The 15,871-nt window shown below is 73.3% G+C and carries 15 protein-coding genes and 1 tRNA gene; 13 read left to right on the top strand and 3 right to left on the bottom strand.

Annotation, left to right across the window (positions count from 1 at the left end; genetic code table 11):
- Nucleotides 1-117: 117 nt before the first annotated feature.
- The 12 genes from E0L36_RS25225 (at nt 118) to E0L36_RS25170 (ending at nt 12,978) form a co-directional block, all read left to right on the top strand.
- Nucleotides 118-489 (top strand): NADH-quinone oxidoreductase subunit A, encoded by a 372-nt coding sequence (locus E0L36_RS25225; RefSeq protein ID WP_180931542.1) that lies wholly within the window; start codon nt 118-120, stop codon nt 487-489.
- Nucleotides 480-1,112, top strand: coding sequence for an NADH-quinone oxidoreductase subunit B (locus E0L36_RS25220; protein WP_180931541.1), 633 nt, complete (start codon nt 480-482; stop codon nt 1,110-1,112). Before E0L36_RS25225 ends, E0L36_RS25220 begins: the two co-directional genes overlap by 10 nt.
- Nucleotides 1,109-2,518, top strand: coding sequence for an NADH-quinone oxidoreductase subunit C (locus E0L36_RS25215; protein WP_374705587.1), 1,410 nt, complete (start codon nt 1,109-1,111; stop codon nt 2,516-2,518). The genes E0L36_RS25220 and E0L36_RS25215 overlap by 4 nt, the downstream gene beginning before the upstream one ends.
- Nucleotides 2,515-3,477: an NADH-quinone oxidoreductase subunit NuoH gene (gene nuoH, locus E0L36_RS25210; RefSeq protein WP_374705591.1), complete on the top strand. Its 963-nt coding sequence runs from the start codon at nt 2,515-2,517 to the stop codon at nt 3,475-3,477. The genes E0L36_RS25215 and nuoH overlap by 4 nt, the downstream gene beginning before the upstream one ends.
- A gap of 134 nt (nt 3,478-3,611) precedes the next feature.
- Nucleotides 3,612-4,157, top strand: a complete 546-nt coding sequence (locus E0L36_RS25205; protein ID WP_180931539.1) for a 4Fe-4S binding protein — start codon at nt 3,612-3,614, stop codon at nt 4,155-4,157.
- Nucleotides 4,154-4,936, top strand: a complete 783-nt coding sequence (locus E0L36_RS25200; protein WP_180931538.1) for an NADH-quinone oxidoreductase subunit J — start codon at nt 4,154-4,156, stop codon at nt 4,934-4,936. Before E0L36_RS25205 ends, E0L36_RS25200 begins: the two co-directional genes overlap by 4 nt.
- A complete protein-coding gene (nuoK, locus tag E0L36_RS25195; protein WP_180931537.1) occupies nt 4,936-5,382 on the top strand; it encodes an NADH-quinone oxidoreductase subunit NuoK in 447 nt (148 codons plus the stop codon). Before E0L36_RS25200 ends, nuoK begins: the two co-directional genes overlap by 1 nt.
- The gene (locus tag E0L36_RS25190; RefSeq protein ID WP_180931536.1) at nt 5,379-7,499 is read left to right on the top strand and encodes an NADH-quinone oxidoreductase subunit L; all 2,121 of its coding nucleotides are present in this window, start codon (nt 5,379-5,381) and stop codon (nt 7,497-7,499) included. The genes nuoK and E0L36_RS25190 overlap by 4 nt, the downstream gene beginning before the upstream one ends.
- A gap of 1 nt (nt 7,500) precedes the next feature.
- A complete protein-coding gene (locus E0L36_RS25185; protein WP_308416928.1) occupies nt 7,501-9,450 on the top strand; it encodes an NADH-quinone oxidoreductase subunit M in 1,950 nt (649 codons plus the stop codon).
- Nucleotides 9,447-11,264, top strand: a complete 1,818-nt coding sequence (locus tag E0L36_RS25180; protein ID WP_180931535.1) for an NADH-quinone oxidoreductase subunit N — start codon at nt 9,447-9,449, stop codon at nt 11,262-11,264. Before E0L36_RS25185 ends, E0L36_RS25180 begins: the two co-directional genes overlap by 4 nt.
- 449 nt (nt 11,265-11,713) lie before the next feature.
- On the top strand, nt 11,714-12,577 hold the full coding sequence (gene htpX, locus E0L36_RS25175; RefSeq protein ID WP_180931534.1) for a zinc metalloprotease HtpX: 864 nt from the start codon (nt 11,714-11,716) through the stop codon (nt 12,575-12,577).
- Nucleotides 12,574-12,978 carry a YccF domain-containing protein gene (locus tag E0L36_RS25170; RefSeq protein WP_180931533.1) on the top strand — a complete coding sequence of 135 codons (405 nt, stop codon included), beginning with the start codon at nt 12,574-12,576 and terminating at the stop codon, nt 12,976-12,978. Before htpX ends, E0L36_RS25170 begins: the two co-directional genes overlap by 4 nt.
- A gap of 241 nt (nt 12,979-13,219) precedes the next feature.
- On the opposite strand, the gene E0L36_RS25165 is transcribed toward E0L36_RS25170, so the two are convergent.
- A complete protein-coding gene (locus E0L36_RS25165) occupies nt 13,220-13,708 on the bottom strand; it encodes a YajQ family cyclic di-GMP-binding protein (protein WP_180931532.1) in 489 nt (162 codons plus the stop codon).
- A 221-nt stretch (nt 13,709-13,929) separates the two neighbouring features.
- Here E0L36_RS25165 and E0L36_RS25160 point away from each other — a divergent pair.
- Nucleotides 13,930-14,011 (top strand) — tRNA-Tyr (locus E0L36_RS25160).
- 152 nt (nt 14,012-14,163) lie between these two features.
- Here the strand turns inward: E0L36_RS25160 and E0L36_RS25155 are convergent.
- Together E0L36_RS25155 and E0L36_RS25150 are read right to left on the bottom strand one after the other, a co-directional pair.
- Nucleotides 14,164-15,540: a tyrosine-type recombinase/integrase gene (locus E0L36_RS25155; protein WP_180931531.1), complete on the bottom strand. Its 1,377-nt coding sequence runs from the start codon at nt 15,538-15,540 to the stop codon at nt 14,164-14,166.
- Complete coding sequence (locus E0L36_RS25150) at nt 15,537-15,746, bottom strand: AlpA family transcriptional regulator (protein ID WP_219637016.1); 210 nt, start codon at nt 15,744-15,746, stop codon at nt 15,537-15,539. Before E0L36_RS25150 ends, E0L36_RS25155 begins: the two co-directional genes overlap by 4 nt.
- Between the last annotated feature and the right edge of the window lie 125 nt (nt 15,747-15,871).

Below are 15,871 nucleotides of genomic sequence, written 5' to 3'. Positions count from 1 at the left end.
GGAACCCGGTGCGGACGTAACGGGGGGTGACGCGACGGTCCTCCTGTGACGGGGCAGGGCCTAGACTCCCGTGCGTACACATCGTCGAATGCCGATCTCGGATGAGGGCGTGCGGACGTGCCGGACTACTTCCACGGCTACGGGGTCGTCGGGCTGGTCGCGGTGGTCGGGGTGGTCTTCGTCGCCGTGGCCTTCGCCGCGGGGCGGCTGCTGCGGCCCGTGGTGCCGACCCGCGAGAAGATGCTGACCTACGAGTGCGGCGTCGACCCGGTGGGCGAGAACTGGGCGCACACCCAGATCCGGTACTACGTCTACGCGTTCCTGTACGTCGTCTTCGCCGTCGACTCGATCTTCCTGTTCCCCTGGGCGACGGTCTTCGCCGAGCCCGGGTTCGGCGGGGTCACCCTGGTGGAGATGTTCGTCTTCCTCGGTTTCCTGGCCGTCGGGCTGCTGTACGCGTGGAAGAAGGGCGTCTTGGAATGGACGTGACGGTTCCCGAGCGCGGCGGACGGCTGGGCGCCCTCGCCCGGCTGGCCCCCGAGCCGATGAAGGTGGTGCTCAACTGGGGCCGCCGCTACAGCCTGTGGGTCTTCAACTTCGGTCTCGCCTGCTGCGCCATCGAGTTCATCGCCGCCTCCATGGCGCGGCACGACTTCATCCGGCTCGGGGTGATCCCCTTCGCCCCCGGCCCGCGCCAGGCCGACCTGATGGTCGTCTCCGGCACCGTGACGGACAAGATGGCCCCCTCCGTCCGGCGGCTGTACGAGCAGATGCCCGAGCCGAAGTACGTGATCTCCTTCGGCGCCTGCTCCAACTGCGGTGGCCCGTACTGGGACTCGTACGCGGTGACGAAGGGCGTCGACCAGATCATCCCGGTCGACGTGTACGTCCCGGGCTGCCCGCCCCGGCCCGAGGCGCTGCTCCAGGGCATCCTGCGGCTCCAGGAGCGGATCGCCGCCGAGTCGACCGCCGAGCGCTACGGCGGAGGCCCCGCCACCGCCTCGACCGCCGCCCTCACCAGCGACCTCGTCACCCCACCCACGCCGCCCACGCCGGGCGCTCCCGACGCGTCCGACGGACCCGGCGAGCCCGGAGGAGGGACGACCCGGTGAAGGGGGGACAGCGGGGGACGCCGGGAAGCGGGCCCGGCCGCCCGGACGCCGGGGCGTCCGGCGCCGGTGACGGCGGGGCCCCGGAGCGCGGCGGCGGAACGGCGGCGGGAGACGGCCCCGCGGGATGGCTGCCGGACACCCCGGAGGCCCTGTTCGGAGCCGGGGCGCGGGCCGCCACCGCGTACGAACTGCTCACCGTGGACGTACCGGCCGCGTCCTGGGTCACCGCGCTGCGCACCGCGCGGGACGAACTGGGCTGCCGCTTCTTCGACTGGCTGAGCGCGGTCGACGAGCCGGAGTCCGGCTTCCTGGTCTCCGCCCACCTCGTCGCCCTCCCCGGCGCCCCCGGTGGGTCCGCCGACAGCGGTCCGGGCGCGGAAACGGCCGGGGGCGCGGTACGGCGTCTGCTGCTGCGCACCGCCGTACCGCACGCGGAGCCCGTCCTGCCCACCGCCGTCGGGGTCTTCGCCGGGGCGGAGTGGCACGAGCGGGAGACGCACGAGATGTTCGGCGTCACCTTCACCGGCCACCCCGCGCTCACCCCGCTGCTGCTGCCCGACGCCTTCGAGGGCCACCCGCTCCGCAAGGACTTCGTCCTCGCCGCCCGGGTGGCCAAGGCGTGGCCGGGCGCCAAGGAGCCCGGCGAGCCCGGGCACGGCGGCGCCAAGCGACGCCGGATGCTGCCGCCCGGGGTACCGGACCCCAACGAGTGGGGCCCGGAGCGCGGACAGCTGCCGCCCGCCCCCGCCCGCCCGGCGCGCGGCCGCGCCGCCGCGGGCGAGCGGCCGCCCCGCAGGAGCCGTTCGGCGAGCGGCGGTTCGGCCAGCCAGCGCCCGGCCGGGTCCGCCAGCGGGGCGGAGCCCGCGACGGGCGAACCCGCGCGGGGCGCCGCGCCCGCCCCGGACACCACCGACCCGGCCACCGCCACCGACGCCACCGTCGCGGGGGCACAGAGCACGGACGGCGCGGCACGTCCCGCGCGGCGGGGACCGCGCCGCGCGCGCTCCGCGTCCGGCGGCTCCGCCTCGCAGCGCGCGGCCGGCAGCTCGCCGGCGGCCGCCACCCCACCGGAGGCGGCGGGCACGACGGAGGCGGAGGGTGCGACGGAGGCGCGCGGGAGCGCCCCGCGCTCGCCGGACGCCCCCTGGCACCACGCCCGTCCGGCCTTCGACGACTCCCCCGGGGAAGCCACGGCGCGCGGGCCGGAACCCGAGTCCGCACGGGAGGACGCACCCGCGCCGCCGGAGCCGGAGCCTCGGCCCGAGCCCGAGCCCGAGCCCGAGCCCGCACCCGGGACCGCACCCGGGACCGGGTCCGAGCCGGAGTCCGAGACCGGTTCTGGTCCCGGGTCCGGGTCCGCGCCGGGCGCGGACGGGGAGGCGCCGGAGCGGGGAGGCGGGAGCTGATGGACGTGCTGGAGGTGACCCTGCGGGTGCTCGCGGTGCTCCTCGCCTTTCTGCTGCTGCCGCTGCTCGTCGGGCAGACCGAGCACAAGGTGATGGCCCACATGCAGGGCCGGGTGGGCCCGATGCACGCGGGCGGCTTCCACGGCTGGGCCCAACTGGTCGCGGACGGCGTGAAGTTCGTCCAGAAGGAGGACCTCGTACCGCGCGGCGCCGACCGCCGCGTCTTCCAGCTCGCGCCCGCCGTCGCGCTGGTCCCGTACCTGCTGGTGCTGGCCGTCATCCCCTTCGCGCCGGACGGCGGGGTCGGTCAGGCCATCGACGCGGGGCTCCTCTTCGTCCTCGCGGTGATGGGCGTCGGGGTACTCGGCTCGCTGATGGGCGGCTGGGCCTCCGCGAACAAGTACTCGCTGCTGGGCGGGTTGCGGAGCGCCGCGCAGCTGATGGCGTACGAGCTGCCGCTGCTGCTGGCCGCCGCCTCGGTCGCGATGGCCGCCGGGACCCTCTCGCTGCCCGGCGTCCTGGACGCCTGGGAGTGGTGGTGGCTGCCCTGGCAGCTGATCGGTGCCGTGGTGTTCTTCGTCGCGGGGCTCGCGGAGTTGCAGCGTCCCCCGTTCGACGCGCCGGTCGCCGACTCGGAGATCATCTTCGGCGCGTACACCGAGTACAGCGGCCTGCGGTTCGCGCTGTTCCTGCTCGCCGAGTACGCGGGCATCGTGGTCGTCTCCGCGCTCACCGCGGTGCTGTTCCTCGGCGGCTGGCACGGTCCCTTCGCGGCCGAACTGGGCTGGCTCTGGACCCTGCTGAAGACGGCGCTGCTCGCCTTCGTGGTCATCTGGCTGCGGGTCAGCTATCCGAGGCTGCGCGAGGACCAGATCCAGCGGGTGGCCTGGACGGTGCTCGTGCCGCTCGCCCTCTTCCAGATCGCGCTCACCGGCGTGGTCAAGGTGGTGATCTCCTAGTGCCCCCCGCTCCCGACAACCCCACGGACCCGGCGGCCGCCCCGAGCGCGCCCGCGGCCCCGACGGCCCCGGACCGGCCGCGTGGACTGCCCGGTTCCGGTCTCGCCAGGGGGCTGGCCGTCACCCTCCGGACGATGACGCGCCGCGCGGTCACCGAGCACTACCCGGAGGCGCAACCCCAACTGCCGCCCCGCAGCCGGGGGGTGATCGCGCTGTTCGAGGAGAACTGCACGGTCTGCATGCTCTGCGCCCGGGAGTGCCCGGACTGGTGCATCTACATCGACTCGCACAAGGAGACCGCCCCGGCTCCGGAGGGCGCCCAGCCCGGCGCGCGCGAGCGCAGCCACAACGTGCTGGACCGCTTCGCGATCGACTTCGCGCTCTGCATGTACTGCGGTATCTGCGTCGAGGTCTGTCCCTTCGACGCGCTGTTCTGGTCCCCCGAGTTCGAGTACGCGGAGACCGACATCCGCGAACTCACCCACGAGCGCGACCGGTTGCGCGCCTGGATGTGGACCGTCCCCGAACCGCCCGCGCTCGACGAGCGCGCCGAGGAGCCCAGGGAGCTGACCGCCGCGCGCAGGGCCGCCGACCGGGCGGCGGCCGACGCCGCCGCCGACGAGGTCCCGGACGCGGACGGGCGGCCAGGCGGCGGCGCCCCCGGGGGAGGCGCGGTATGAGGCCCACGGGCCGGTCCGGGCCGGGGAGCACGCTGGCCGCCGAGGCGTCCGGGTTCCTCTCGCCCACCGGGGTGGAGATCGTCTTCGTCCTGGTCGGGCTGGTGGTGCTGGGCGCCGCGGTGGCCACCGTCACCACCCGGCAGCTGGTGCACGCGGCGCTCTGGCTGGTGGTGGCGCTCGGCGGGGTGGCCGTCGAGTACCTGCTGCTCACCGCCGAGTTCATCGCCTGGGTGCAGGTGCTGATCTACGTGGGTTCGGTCGTCGTCCTGCTGCTCTTCGGTCTGATGCTGACGCGGGCGCCGATCGGGCCCTCGCCGGACGTCGACTCCGGGAACCGGTGGGTCGCGTTCGGCGTCGCGCTGGCCACCGCGGGCACCCTCGTCACCGTCGTGGTGGACGCCTTCCGCGCCAGCTGGATCGACCTGGACTCGACGGTCGCCGGATCGACGGAGGTGACCGGCGCCGCGCTGTTCCGCAACTGGGTGCTGCCCTTCGAGGCACTGTCGGTCCTGCTGCTCAGCGCGCTCGTCGGCGCGATCGTGCTGTCCCGGCGCGGGCCGGGCGGCCTCCGCGCCGCGAACGCCCGGCCGCGCGGCCCCCGTTCCGCCCCGGCCGCCCGCCCCGGCCCGGCCCGGGAGGCCGGGCGGTCCCCGACGGCCCAGGACAACCAGCGGGGCCACGAGAACCGGGGCGGCCAGAGAGGCCAGGGCGACCAGCGGGACCGGGGAGACCACGGGGACCAGGGCGATCAGGGAGACCAGGGAGGGGGGCCGAGCTGATGCACCTCGCCTATCCGGCGGTCCTGGCCGTGCTGCTGTTCAGCGTGGGCGTCTACGGAGTGCTCGCGCGCCGGTCGGCCATCCTCGTCCTGATGTCGGTCGAGCTGATGCTCAACGCCGTCAACCTCAACCTGGTCGCCTTCGACGTGTGGCTGCGGGACAGTCTGCACGCGGGACAGGCGCTCACCCTCTTCACCATCGCCATCGCCGCCGCCGAGATCGGTATCGGACTCGCCATCGTGCTGCTGGTCTACCGCAGCCGGGGCGGCTCCGCGCTGGACCGGATGCGCGCCCTCCGGGAGGACGGCGCCGCGGACCCCGGCCCGCCAACCGGCGACGGGCCCGGCGCCGACGGCCCGGACGGCGGCGCCCCGGACGGCGGTGACGGCCCGGACAACGGCTCGGACCAGGGCCCCGGCACCCCTGCCTGGAGGCAGCACGCGTGACCACCACCACCCTCGCCGTCCTCGTCCCCGCGCTGCCCTTCCTGGGCGCGGTCGCCGGACTGCTGGCGGGCCGCCGGGCGCCCGGCTTCGTCCGGCCGCTCGCGCTGCTGCCCACCCTGACCTCCACCGCGCTCGCCGTGCTGCTGGCCGTACGGCAGGGCGGCGGGGAGCCGCACCGCGCGGCGACCGAGCTGACCCCCACCGGCAACTCCGCGCTGCCCATCGAACTCGCCATCCACCTCGACGGGTTCGCGGTGCTCGTCGCCGTGCTGGCCGGGGTCGTCGCCAGCTGCGTGCAGCTCTACTCCACCGGCTACCTGCGAGACGACCCGCGCTACCCCTCCTACGCCGCGCTGGTCTCGCTCTTCACCTCCGCGATGCTGCTCGTCGTCTACACCGACGACCTGATGGTGCTGCTGGTGGCCTGGGAGATCATGGGCGTCTGCTCGTACTTCCTGATCGGGCACTACTGGGAGACGCGCGCCGCCCGGGCCGCCTCGATCAAGGCGTTCCTGGTCACCAAGCTCGGTGACGTGCCGTTCCTGATCGGCGTGCTGGCCCTCGCCTCCGAGGCGGGCAGCTTCCGGATCAGCACCATCACCGCCCGGCTCACCTCCTCGGTCTCCGGCTTCGAGCTGTCCCACCCGACCGTCATCGCGCTGCTGCTGCTCGCCGGGGTCGTGGGCAAGGCGGCGCAGTTCCCGCTGCACGGCTGGCTGCCGGACGCGATGGCCGGGCCCACCCCCGTCTCCGCGCTGATCCACGCCGCGACGATGGTCGCCGCCGGGATCTACGTGGTCGCCCGGCTGCTGCCGGTCTTCGCCGCCTCCTCCGCCGCGCTGGTGGTGCTGGCCGTGCTGGCCGCCGTGACCATGGTCGGCTCCGGGCTCGCGGCGCTCGCCCAGGACGACCTCAAACGCGTCCTCGCCTACTCCACCCTCGGCCAACTCGCCTACATGGCCGGGGCGCTGGCCGTCGCCGACCGGAGCGCGGCCGTCTTCCACCTGCTCGCGCACGGCGCCTTCAAGGCGCTGCTCTTCCTCGCCGCCGGGGTCGTCATCCGCGTCGCGGGCACCGCCTCGCTGAGCGCGATCTCGCGTGCGGGCGGCATCGCCCGGCGCGCCCCGGACGCCTACTGGACGCTGACCATCGGACTGCTGGCGCTCGCCGCGCTCCCGCCCTTCGCCGGGTTCTTCTCCAAGGAGGCGGTCCTCGCCTCGGCGGAGCACGCCGCGTTCGGCAGCGCGCCGGAGCACGCCACGCTCGGCGCCGGGACGGACGTGCCGGTCGCCGCCGGCTGGCTCGTCCTGGTCGCCGGGCTGGTCACCGCGCTGCTGACGGCGGCCTACGCCACCCGCCTCTGGCTGCTCACCGCCCCGCCGGGACAGGCGGCCACCCCGCGCCCCGCCCCCCTTCCGGCCGGTCCGGCCGGTCCCGCCGCCGGACCGCCCGCCGATTCGGCGCACCAGGGGGCGGAGGCCATACCGTCCGGGGACCGGCCCGCGCCGACCGCCACCCCTGGCTCGGCCCCCACCCCGGACTCGGCCCCGATCCCGCGGGAGCGCCCCCGGCCGGAACACCCCGCTCCGGAGACGGTCCGGGTGCCCGTGGTGCTGACCGTGGTGCTGTGGATCCTCGCGGTGCCCTCCCTCGTCCTCGGCCTCACCTTCGACGCCCTGCCCACCATGCTGGACGGCGGCTCGCTCGCCCCCACCCTCACCACCTCGGTGCTGGCCACCGGGCTCACCCTGGTCGGCGCGATCATGACGTACGCGGTCTGGCGGCACACCAGCGTGCTGGTGCCCGACGCCGACCCCGGACCGCTGATCCTGGGGCCGCTGCACCGGCACGCGGCGGCCGGATTCCACCTCGACGCCTGCTACACGGCGCTGGCCGTCCACCCCACCCGCGCCGCCGCCCGCCTCGTCCGCTTCCTCGACCGGAACGTCGTCGACACCTACGTACGCGGCGCGGGCTTGGGGGCCCGGCTGCTCGGCACCGCCGTGCGCCGCGCGCAGACCGGCAACGCGCAGACCTACCTCAGCGTGCTCCTGCTGGGCGCGGTCGCGCTGGTGGTCGCCGCCGTCCTGCTCGCCACCGGAACCGGAGGAGCGTGACGTGATCGCCCTCGACAGCACCGTCTCGCGTCTGCTGCTCCTCGCGGCCGTCGCCCTCCCGCTGCTCGGCGCGGTCGCCGCGCTGCTCCCGGCCCCGCCCGGGCTGCGCGGCCGGAACCCCCGGCAGGCCGTCCTGCGGCACGGCGTGACCGTCACCGGAGCGGTGCTCGCGCTCACCGTCGTCCTCGCGCTCGGCTTCGACCACGACCGGGCCGGGACCATCCAGGCCGAGACCGACGTCCGCTGGATCCCCGCGCTCGACGTCCGTCTGCACCTCGGCGTGGACGGCGTCTCCCTGCCGCTGCTGGTCCTCACCGCGCTGCTGACGTTCCTCTGCGCGCTGCACTCCTACCTCCGCCCGCCGGACGGGCCCTCGCCGAAGGTCTTCGTGGCGCTGCTGCTGCTCCTGGAGACGGGCACCCTCGCCACCTTCGCCGTTCTCGACCTGATGCTGTTCTTCCTCGCGTTCGAGACGGTGCTCATCCCGATGTACTTCCTCATCGCCCGCTGGGGCGGCGCCCAACGGGCCGCCGCGGCTTGGAAGTTCATCCTGTACACGCTGCTCGGCTCGGTCGTGATGCTGCTCGGCCTGCTGCTGCTCGGGCTGAGCGCCCGGGGTGGCCCCACCTTCGACATGCGCGCGCTGGCCGAGGCGCAGGGCGCCGGGATCGGGCACGGCACCCAGGTGCTGGTGGTGCTCGCCGTCGGCCTCGGGCTGGCCGTCAAGACGCCCATGTGGCCGCTGCACAGCTGGCTGCCCGACGCGCACACCGCCGCCCCCACCACCGGTTCGGTCCTGCTGGCCGGGGTGCTGCTGAAGATGGGCACCTACGGCTTCGTCCGGGTGCTGCTCCCCGCCGCGCCGGACGGCATGCGAACGCTCGCCCCGTACCTCGCGGCCTTCGCGGTCGTCGGGATCGTCTACGGCTCGCTGGTCTGCCTGGCGCTGGCCCGCCGGGGGGCGCGCGGCGACCTGAAGCGGCTCATCGCGTACTCCTCGGTCGGGCACATGGGCTTCGTCCTGCTCGGCATCGCCACCCTCACCCGCACCGGAGTCAACGGGGCGCTCTTCGCGAACATCGCCCACGGACTGCTCACGGGACTGCTGTTCTTCCTGGTCGGCGCGGTGAGGGAGCGGACGGGCAGCACCGACCTCGACACCCTCTCAGGGAGCGCGGGAGCGGCCCTCTACGGGCGCGCGCCCCGCCTCGGCGGGCTCCTCGCCTTCGCCGCCGTCGGCTCGCTGGGGCTGCCCGGACTCGCCGGGTTCTGGGGCGAGATGCTGGCGCTGCTCGGCGCCTACCATCCGGCCGACGGGCTCAGCCGCCCCGGCTACCTGGTCTTCATGGCGCTCGGCGGCCTCGGCACCCTGCTCACCGCGGCCTACCTGCTGATCGTGGTGCGCCGCGTCTGCATGGGCGACCCCGCCACCGCCCCCACACCCCCGGTGTCCCTCGCCGCCGAGACCAGGGGGACCGCCCGGACCACGGGACCCGCCCGGGACACGGAGCCCACTCAGGCCACGGGACCCGCCGGCTCCGGGGACGGGCAACCCGCCGCCCCCGCCACCGGAGAGGGATCCGGCCGCCCCGGGGGCGGGGCGACCGCCAGCGCCGCCGTCACCACCGGCGTCACCGCCGAGGAGGCGGACACCACCGGCGCCGACACCGACGAACCCGGCGCCACCGGGGGCGGAGAGGACGAGGCACACGCCGCCGGGGTCACCGGGGCACGGGCGGACGCCGTCAGCGCCGCACCCCCCGGCGGTACCCGTCCCGGCGGCTCCGGACCGGGCGCGGGCGAGCATCCGCTGCCCGACGCGCGCGGCCCCGAACTCGCCGTCTGGGGGCCGCTGGTGGCGCTCACCGTGCTCGCCGGGCTGTGGCCCGCGGTCCTCCTCGGCCTCACCGATCCGGCCGTGCAGCACCTCCTGCCAGGAGTGACCCGATGAGCGCCCTCCTCGCCACCGCCGCGGCCACACCCTCCGCCCCGCCGGGGGACCTCAGCGCCGCGCCCGCCGTCGTGCAGTCCGTGGACTGGGTCGCCATCGCCCCACCCACCCTCGCCGCAGTCTTCGCGATCGCCGTGCTCGTCGTCGACCTGTTCGTCGCCGAGCGGCGCAAGCGGCTGCTGGACTGGCTGGCGCTCAGCGGGCTCACCCTCGCCGGGCTCACCCTGCTCCCGCTCGTCGGCGCGGACCGCCGCACCTTCTGCCTCACCCGCGACCCCGACGCGTGCAGCTACGTCGCGGACCCGTTCACGCTCACCGTCCAGCTGCTGGTCTTCGGCGGCGCCCTGGTCTGCGCGCTGCTCGCCACCCGGAACGGCCCCACCACCGCCCCCGGGCCGGGCGGCGGCGCGGGACCCGACGCGGCGCCCGACGCCAGCGCGCGGAGCGTACGCGGGGAGTTCTGGTTCCTGCTGCTGTGCTCCGTCGCGGGCGCCGCGCTGCTGCCCGCCGCCCGGGACCTCGCCACGCTGGTCGTCGCCCTGGAGGTCGTCTCCCTCCCGGCGTTCGCCCTCGTCGGGCTGCGCGGCGACACCCGGCGCTCCGGCGAGGCCGCGCTGAAGTTCTTCCTCTCCTCGGTCACCGCGACCGCCGTCACCCTGCTCGGCGTCAGCTTCGTCTACGCCGCGTCCGGCAGCACGCACCTCACCGTGCTCGCCGAGAAGCTCCCCGGACCCGGCGAGGGCGAACTCGGCACCCTGGCCGCCACCGGTGTGCTGCTCACCCTGGTCGGCTTCGCCTTCAAGACGGCCGCCGTCCCCTTCCACTTCTGGGTTCCCGAGACCTACGCGGGGGCGCCACTGCCCGTCGCCGCCTACCTGTCCGTGGTGGGGAAGGCGGCCGGGTTCAGCGGCGTCCTCCTGGTCACCGTCCTCGCCTTCCCCGCGCACCGGGAGGTCTGGGGGCCCGCGCTGGCCGTCCTGGCCGCCCTGACGATGAGCGCCGGGAACCTCGCCGCGCTGCGCCAGCGCGCGGACCGCGAGCACGGCGCGGTGCGCCTCCTCGCCTGGTCCTCGATCGGCCAGGCCGGATACCTGCTGGTCCCCCTCGCGGCGGCGGGGTACGCCGGGGAGCCCCGCGAGGCTGTCGGCCCGACCCTCGCCTACGCCCTGATGTACGCGGTGGTCAACCTGGGCGCCTTCGCCGTAGCCGCCCTCGTCGGCCGTGCCGGACGGCGCAACCGGCTGGCCGACTACCGGGGCATGGCCCGCGGCCGTCCGCTGCCCGCGCTCGCCCTCGCCTTCTTCCTGCTCTGCCTGGCCGGGCTGCCACCCGGGATCATCGGGCTGTTCGCCAAGGTCACCGTCTTCCGGTCGGCCGTCGACGCGGGACTCGGCTGGCTCGCCGTCGTCATGGCGGTGAACGTCGTGCTCGCGCTCTACTACTACCTGCGCTGGACGGCCGAGCTGTTCCGCGCCGAACCCGGGACCACCACCGAGACCGGCGACCCCGTGGAGCGCCCGCGCACCACCGCCCCCGCCCACCCGGCCACCCCCACTTCCCCGGCCACGTCCGGCCACCCGGCCGGGGCCGCCACCCCGGCCGAGGACGCGCCCTCCGCCGCCCGCACGGTGACGGACCCGCCCCCGGCCACCGAGGCGGCCGACCCATCCCGCGTGCCGGACGGCCACCGCACCCCGCTCGGCGGCACCCCCGCCCCCCTCGCCGTCGCGATCACGCTGACCCTGCTGCTCTCTCTCGCCCTCTCCGCCGCCCCCCAGCTGATCCTCCGGTTCGCCACCCTCCCCCTGTTCTGAGGCGAGCCCGGGACCCGGGACCCGGCCGCCACCGGACCCGGAAGCCGGCCCCCGTCGCCCGGTCGCCCGGAACCGACCGGCCACCGGTGAGGTACGTCACCGCCCGACCCCGCGCCCGCGCGACGGAGCGCGCGAGCCCACCACGACCGGCCGCCCGCGCGCCGCCCCGCGACCCCCGTTCCGCACCGTCAACTGACGCGTACGCGGCGGCACGTACGCGCGGGAAGGTCAACCGGAACACTCTCGTCCCACGCTCCGCCCCGCTCACCGGCCAGCCCTCCGGCACCCGCCCCGTTTCCGGAGGCCAGCGGGGCGCGGCGGGGCTCGGCCGGGGCCGCTGGGAACTGCCCGGGTCCGACCCACGTTCACCTCTACGTGAGGGTCCGCCGATCCGTGGAAGGACCGTCTGGCTCAGGGTCCCCCCTGCTGCACCACCTGGAGGGCGTACCGTGCACCGCCGGCACAACGGGCTGAAGTCGGCCCTTCTCCTCGGGGGGATGACCGCCCTCATCCTGCTCGTCGGCAGTTTCTTCGGCACCACGGGGCTGCTCCTCGCCCTCGTCCTCGCCCTCGGCACCAACGCCTACGCGTACTGGCGCAGTGACCGGATCGCGCTGCGTGCCATGCGGGCCCGGGCGGTCAGCGAGTTCGAGGCGCCCCAGCTGTACCGGGTCGTCCGGGAGCTGTCCACCGCCGCGCGGCAGCCGATGCCGCGTCTCTACATCTCCCCGACCCGCGCCCCCAACGCCTTCGCCACCGGCCGCAACCCCCGGAACGCCGCCGTCTGTTGTACGGAGGGCATCCTCGGCCTGCTGGACGAGCGCGAGCTGCGCGGCGTCCTCGGACACGAGCTGAGCCACGTCTACAACCGCGACATCCTGGTCTCCTCGGTCGCCGGAGGGCTCGCCTCCGTGGTGCTCTTCCTGGTGCACTTCGCCTGGCTGGTCCCCTTCGGCCGCTCCGACGACGAGGACGGCCCCGGAATCGTCGGCATGCTGCTGATAGCGGTCCTCGGCCCACTCGCGGCCACCCTCATACAACTGGCCGTGAGCCGCTCCCGGGAGTACGAGGCGGACGCCGCCGGGGCCCAGCTCACCGGCGACCCGCTGGCGCTCGCCTCCGCCCTGCGGAAGCTGGAGGCCGGAATCGAGCGGTTGCCGCTGCCGCCCGAGCCCCGGCTGGAGACCGCGAGCCACCTCATGATCGCCCACCCCTTCCGCAGGGGAGCGGGCATGTCGCGACTGTTCTCCACACACCCTCCGGTCGCGGAACGTGTCGCCAGGCTGGAGAAGATGGCAGGCTGGCGTCCGTGAAGACACTGCTGAATCTCGTCTGGCTGATCTTCTCCGGGCTGTGGATAGCGCTCGGCTATCTGGTCGCCGGGGTGATCTGCTGCGTACTCGTGATCACCCTGCCCTGGGGCCTGGCCTGCTTCCGGATCGCCGGATACGCCCTCTGGCCCTTCGGCCGGACGACGGTGGAACGGCGGGGAGCGGGTGTCCCCTCCGCGATCGGCAACGTCGTCTGGCTCGTCTTCGCGGGCATCTGGCTCACGATCGGGCACATCACGGCGGGCGTCGCCTTCTGCCTGACGATCGTGGGGATCCCCTTCGGCCTGGCGCACTTCAAGATGATCCCGCTGTCCCTCACCCCACTCGGACGGGACATCGTCTCCACCGACACCGCCTCCGCCTACCCGCACTACCGCTGGTAGCCCCCGCCCCACCACCCGCGCCCCGGCCACCCGGCCAGACCGCACCGCCCACCCAGGCCCGCCGTCCTGGCCACCCGCCGCGTACGGGGCTACCTCGCCCTCACCGCCACCGCTCGCACGCGCACCCGGCAACCGGGCCCGCACGCCGCCCGCCCGGGGCTCCGGGACGCCCCGCGGACACCGCTGACGGACGCCCCGGCACCCCCGCCGGAGAACCTCGGAACCGGCAACCAGCGCCGGATCAGCGGTAGTTGACGAACTGGAGGGCGAAGTCGAGGTCCTTGCCCTTGAGCAGCGCGATGATCTCCTGGAGCGCGTCCCGGCTCTTCGAGGTCACCCGCAGCTCGTCGCCCTGCACCTGGGCCTTGACGCCCTTCGGGCCCTCGTCACGGATGATCTTGGCGACCTTCTTGGCGTTCTCCTGGGAGATCCCCTCCTGGAGCGACCCGAAAATCTTGTACTCCTTGCCGGAGGACTGCGGCTCGCCCGTGTCCAGCGACTTCAGCGAGATCCCGCGCTTGACCAGCTTGGACTGGAAGATGTCGAGGACGGCCTTGACCCGCTCCTCGGAGTTGGCCCGAAGCTCGATCTTCTCGCCGGACCACGCGATGGAGGCGTCCACGCCCTTGAAGTCGTAGCGCTGCGAGATTTCCTTCGCCGCCTGGTTGAGCGCGTTGTCGACCTCCTGCCGATCGACCTTCGAGACGATGTCGAAACTGGAGTCGGCCATGGTGGGTTGGCTCCTCGTGCCTAGGGGTCCGTCAGGGAAGCGGACCGCCGCGCGGACCGCGCCCGCAAGCCTAGCCACCCAGCTCGCACACCGGCGCGAGTGCGCTGCCCGGGGCCCGGACGGGGCCATCAACCGAGTGGCGAACCACCCCCGGGGATCGGGTATGGTTTACCCCGCTGCGAAGGAAACCCGCCCAGCGCGGACCCGGAGCGGCAATCCCAGGCGGTGTGCCCGAGCGGCCAAAGGGAGCAGACTGTAAATCTGCCGGCTCAGCCTTCCCAGGTTCGAATCCTGGCGCCGCCACACGGATTGAACACCCCCGTGACCTCGCTAAACAGAAGGTCACGGGGGTGTTCTCATGTGCGGACGGACACCGCCGCCTGTCTCGTGGTATCTCGCACTCGACCGTCCTGTCTCGTGTGGTGTGGACGGTGCGTGGACGGGATGCCGCGTGCTCAGGTCCGCTGGTTGAGCCGTTGGTTGAGCCGTGCGGAGATCTTCGCGTTCGCGGCCTCGTCTCCGTCACTCAGGAACTTCGCGTACTCCCGGAACAACACAGCGACGCTGTGTCCGGCTCGTTCTGCCACGAGCTGAGGCTCAACGCCGGAACTGAGCCACGTGGAGACGGCAGCATGGCGCAGGTCATACGGTCGCTTCGCCAAGGGAGAGGCGAACTCGCTCGCTGACAGGGCCTGCTTCCGGGCTGCTGCCCATGTCTCCCCGTACCCCGTGTCCTGGACCAGTCCTCCGCGCAGCGTCTGGAAGACGCGCCCGTCCGGGGCCGTGCCGTAGGCCGTGAGGTGCCAGCGCAACAGAGCGACCAGCTCTGGCGGGATCGGCACACGTCGGACAGTCTTGCGTGGCCGGTGCTTCAACCCCTTCTTCTCATGACTCTCGCCGCTGTCCGTCCACGCACTCCCGGAACGCGGGTAGGTGTCACGCAGTCGAAGCAGGCCCCACCCCCGCCGGGGCAAGTCGCAATCCGCGACCCGCAGACCGATCACCTCAGCGGGTCGGCCCGCCGCGTAGTACATGCACCCGAAGAAGGCTACGAGCCGTCGGCCGCGCTTCCCCTGTCTGTGCACCGCCGCCAAGAGTCTGGCACCTTGCTCGGGGTTGGGTACACACTCGGGGTCCACCTCCTCCACGACCTGCTCTGGCGCCTTCCACTTAACTCGGTCAAGTGGATTGTTGGGCAACAGCTCGGCGTCAACCGCATATTCGAGCGAGTTGTAGAGGATCGCCCGCTTACGACGGAACATCGCCGCCGATGCGTTCGTTCCGTCCAGCTTTTTCGACAGGGAAGAAAGTGCACTTCGGATGGTCAGCAGGTCCGAGAGGCGCGACACGGGAAGCGATTTTCTTTCAACCCAGGCCAACACTGTCGCCACGTCGGCTGGAATTTCAGCGTCCCACCTGTTCTTGTTGAACGCGTACCCATAGAGCGCGTGACGCATCGCACGCACGCTTGGCGCCCCCTTTGCGTCTTTCACGAACACGGGAGTCGCCGTTGCCATGGCTTCGGCCAACGTGCGACGGGTGTTGCCCGGGGAGTCATCCCACTTCATGGCAATGAAGTTACGGGCGTGTTCGTACCACGAGATGTCCCGGTCCTTCATCACCAAAGACTTCGGCAGACCAGTGTCCACATCGAACGGTTCACCCGCACGTGCCGCCGTGACGAGCTGGGCCCGACGACTCTCCGCCAGGCCCAACGTGAGGAATGACTCGGCGTGCGGCCGAAAGCCCACCTTCCAGCGAACCTGATACGGCTTCTGGTAGTCACGCTTCCGAATGGCCCAGATTTTTACCGTGTAACTCCACTCCGTCATGCGACCTCCAGCTCTTCCTTGAAGGCATCAAGCGCACTTCGCAGGACGCAAATGCGACCGGAGGGGGTACGGCGAGCTTCCGGGGTGAATCCTCGGTCACGCCAGCGATACCAAGTCGGGCGAGTGATTCCGAGTTCAGCCAGAACCTCGGGGAGCGGGATAAGTTCGTCTTTCGGTGCACGCCGAGTGCGAGATGAGGTAGCCATCAAGAAACTCCCTGTGGATTTGGAGAATTACTGCCGGAGGCCCGGGAGGAAGCGCCGAGCCCCCTCTGTGGGTGCCGCTACATCCGCTACATCCGCTACATGCCTGGTCAGGGGCTTGTTTTGTG

This window comes from Streptomyces sp. AJS327 (assembly GCF_013450295.1).
Lineage (GTDB): Bacteria > Actinomycetota > Actinomycetes > Streptomycetales > Streptomycetaceae > Streptomyces.
The sequence above is the reverse complement of the archived record's forward strand: the minus strand, read 5'-3'. Positions and strand labels throughout refer to the sequence as shown.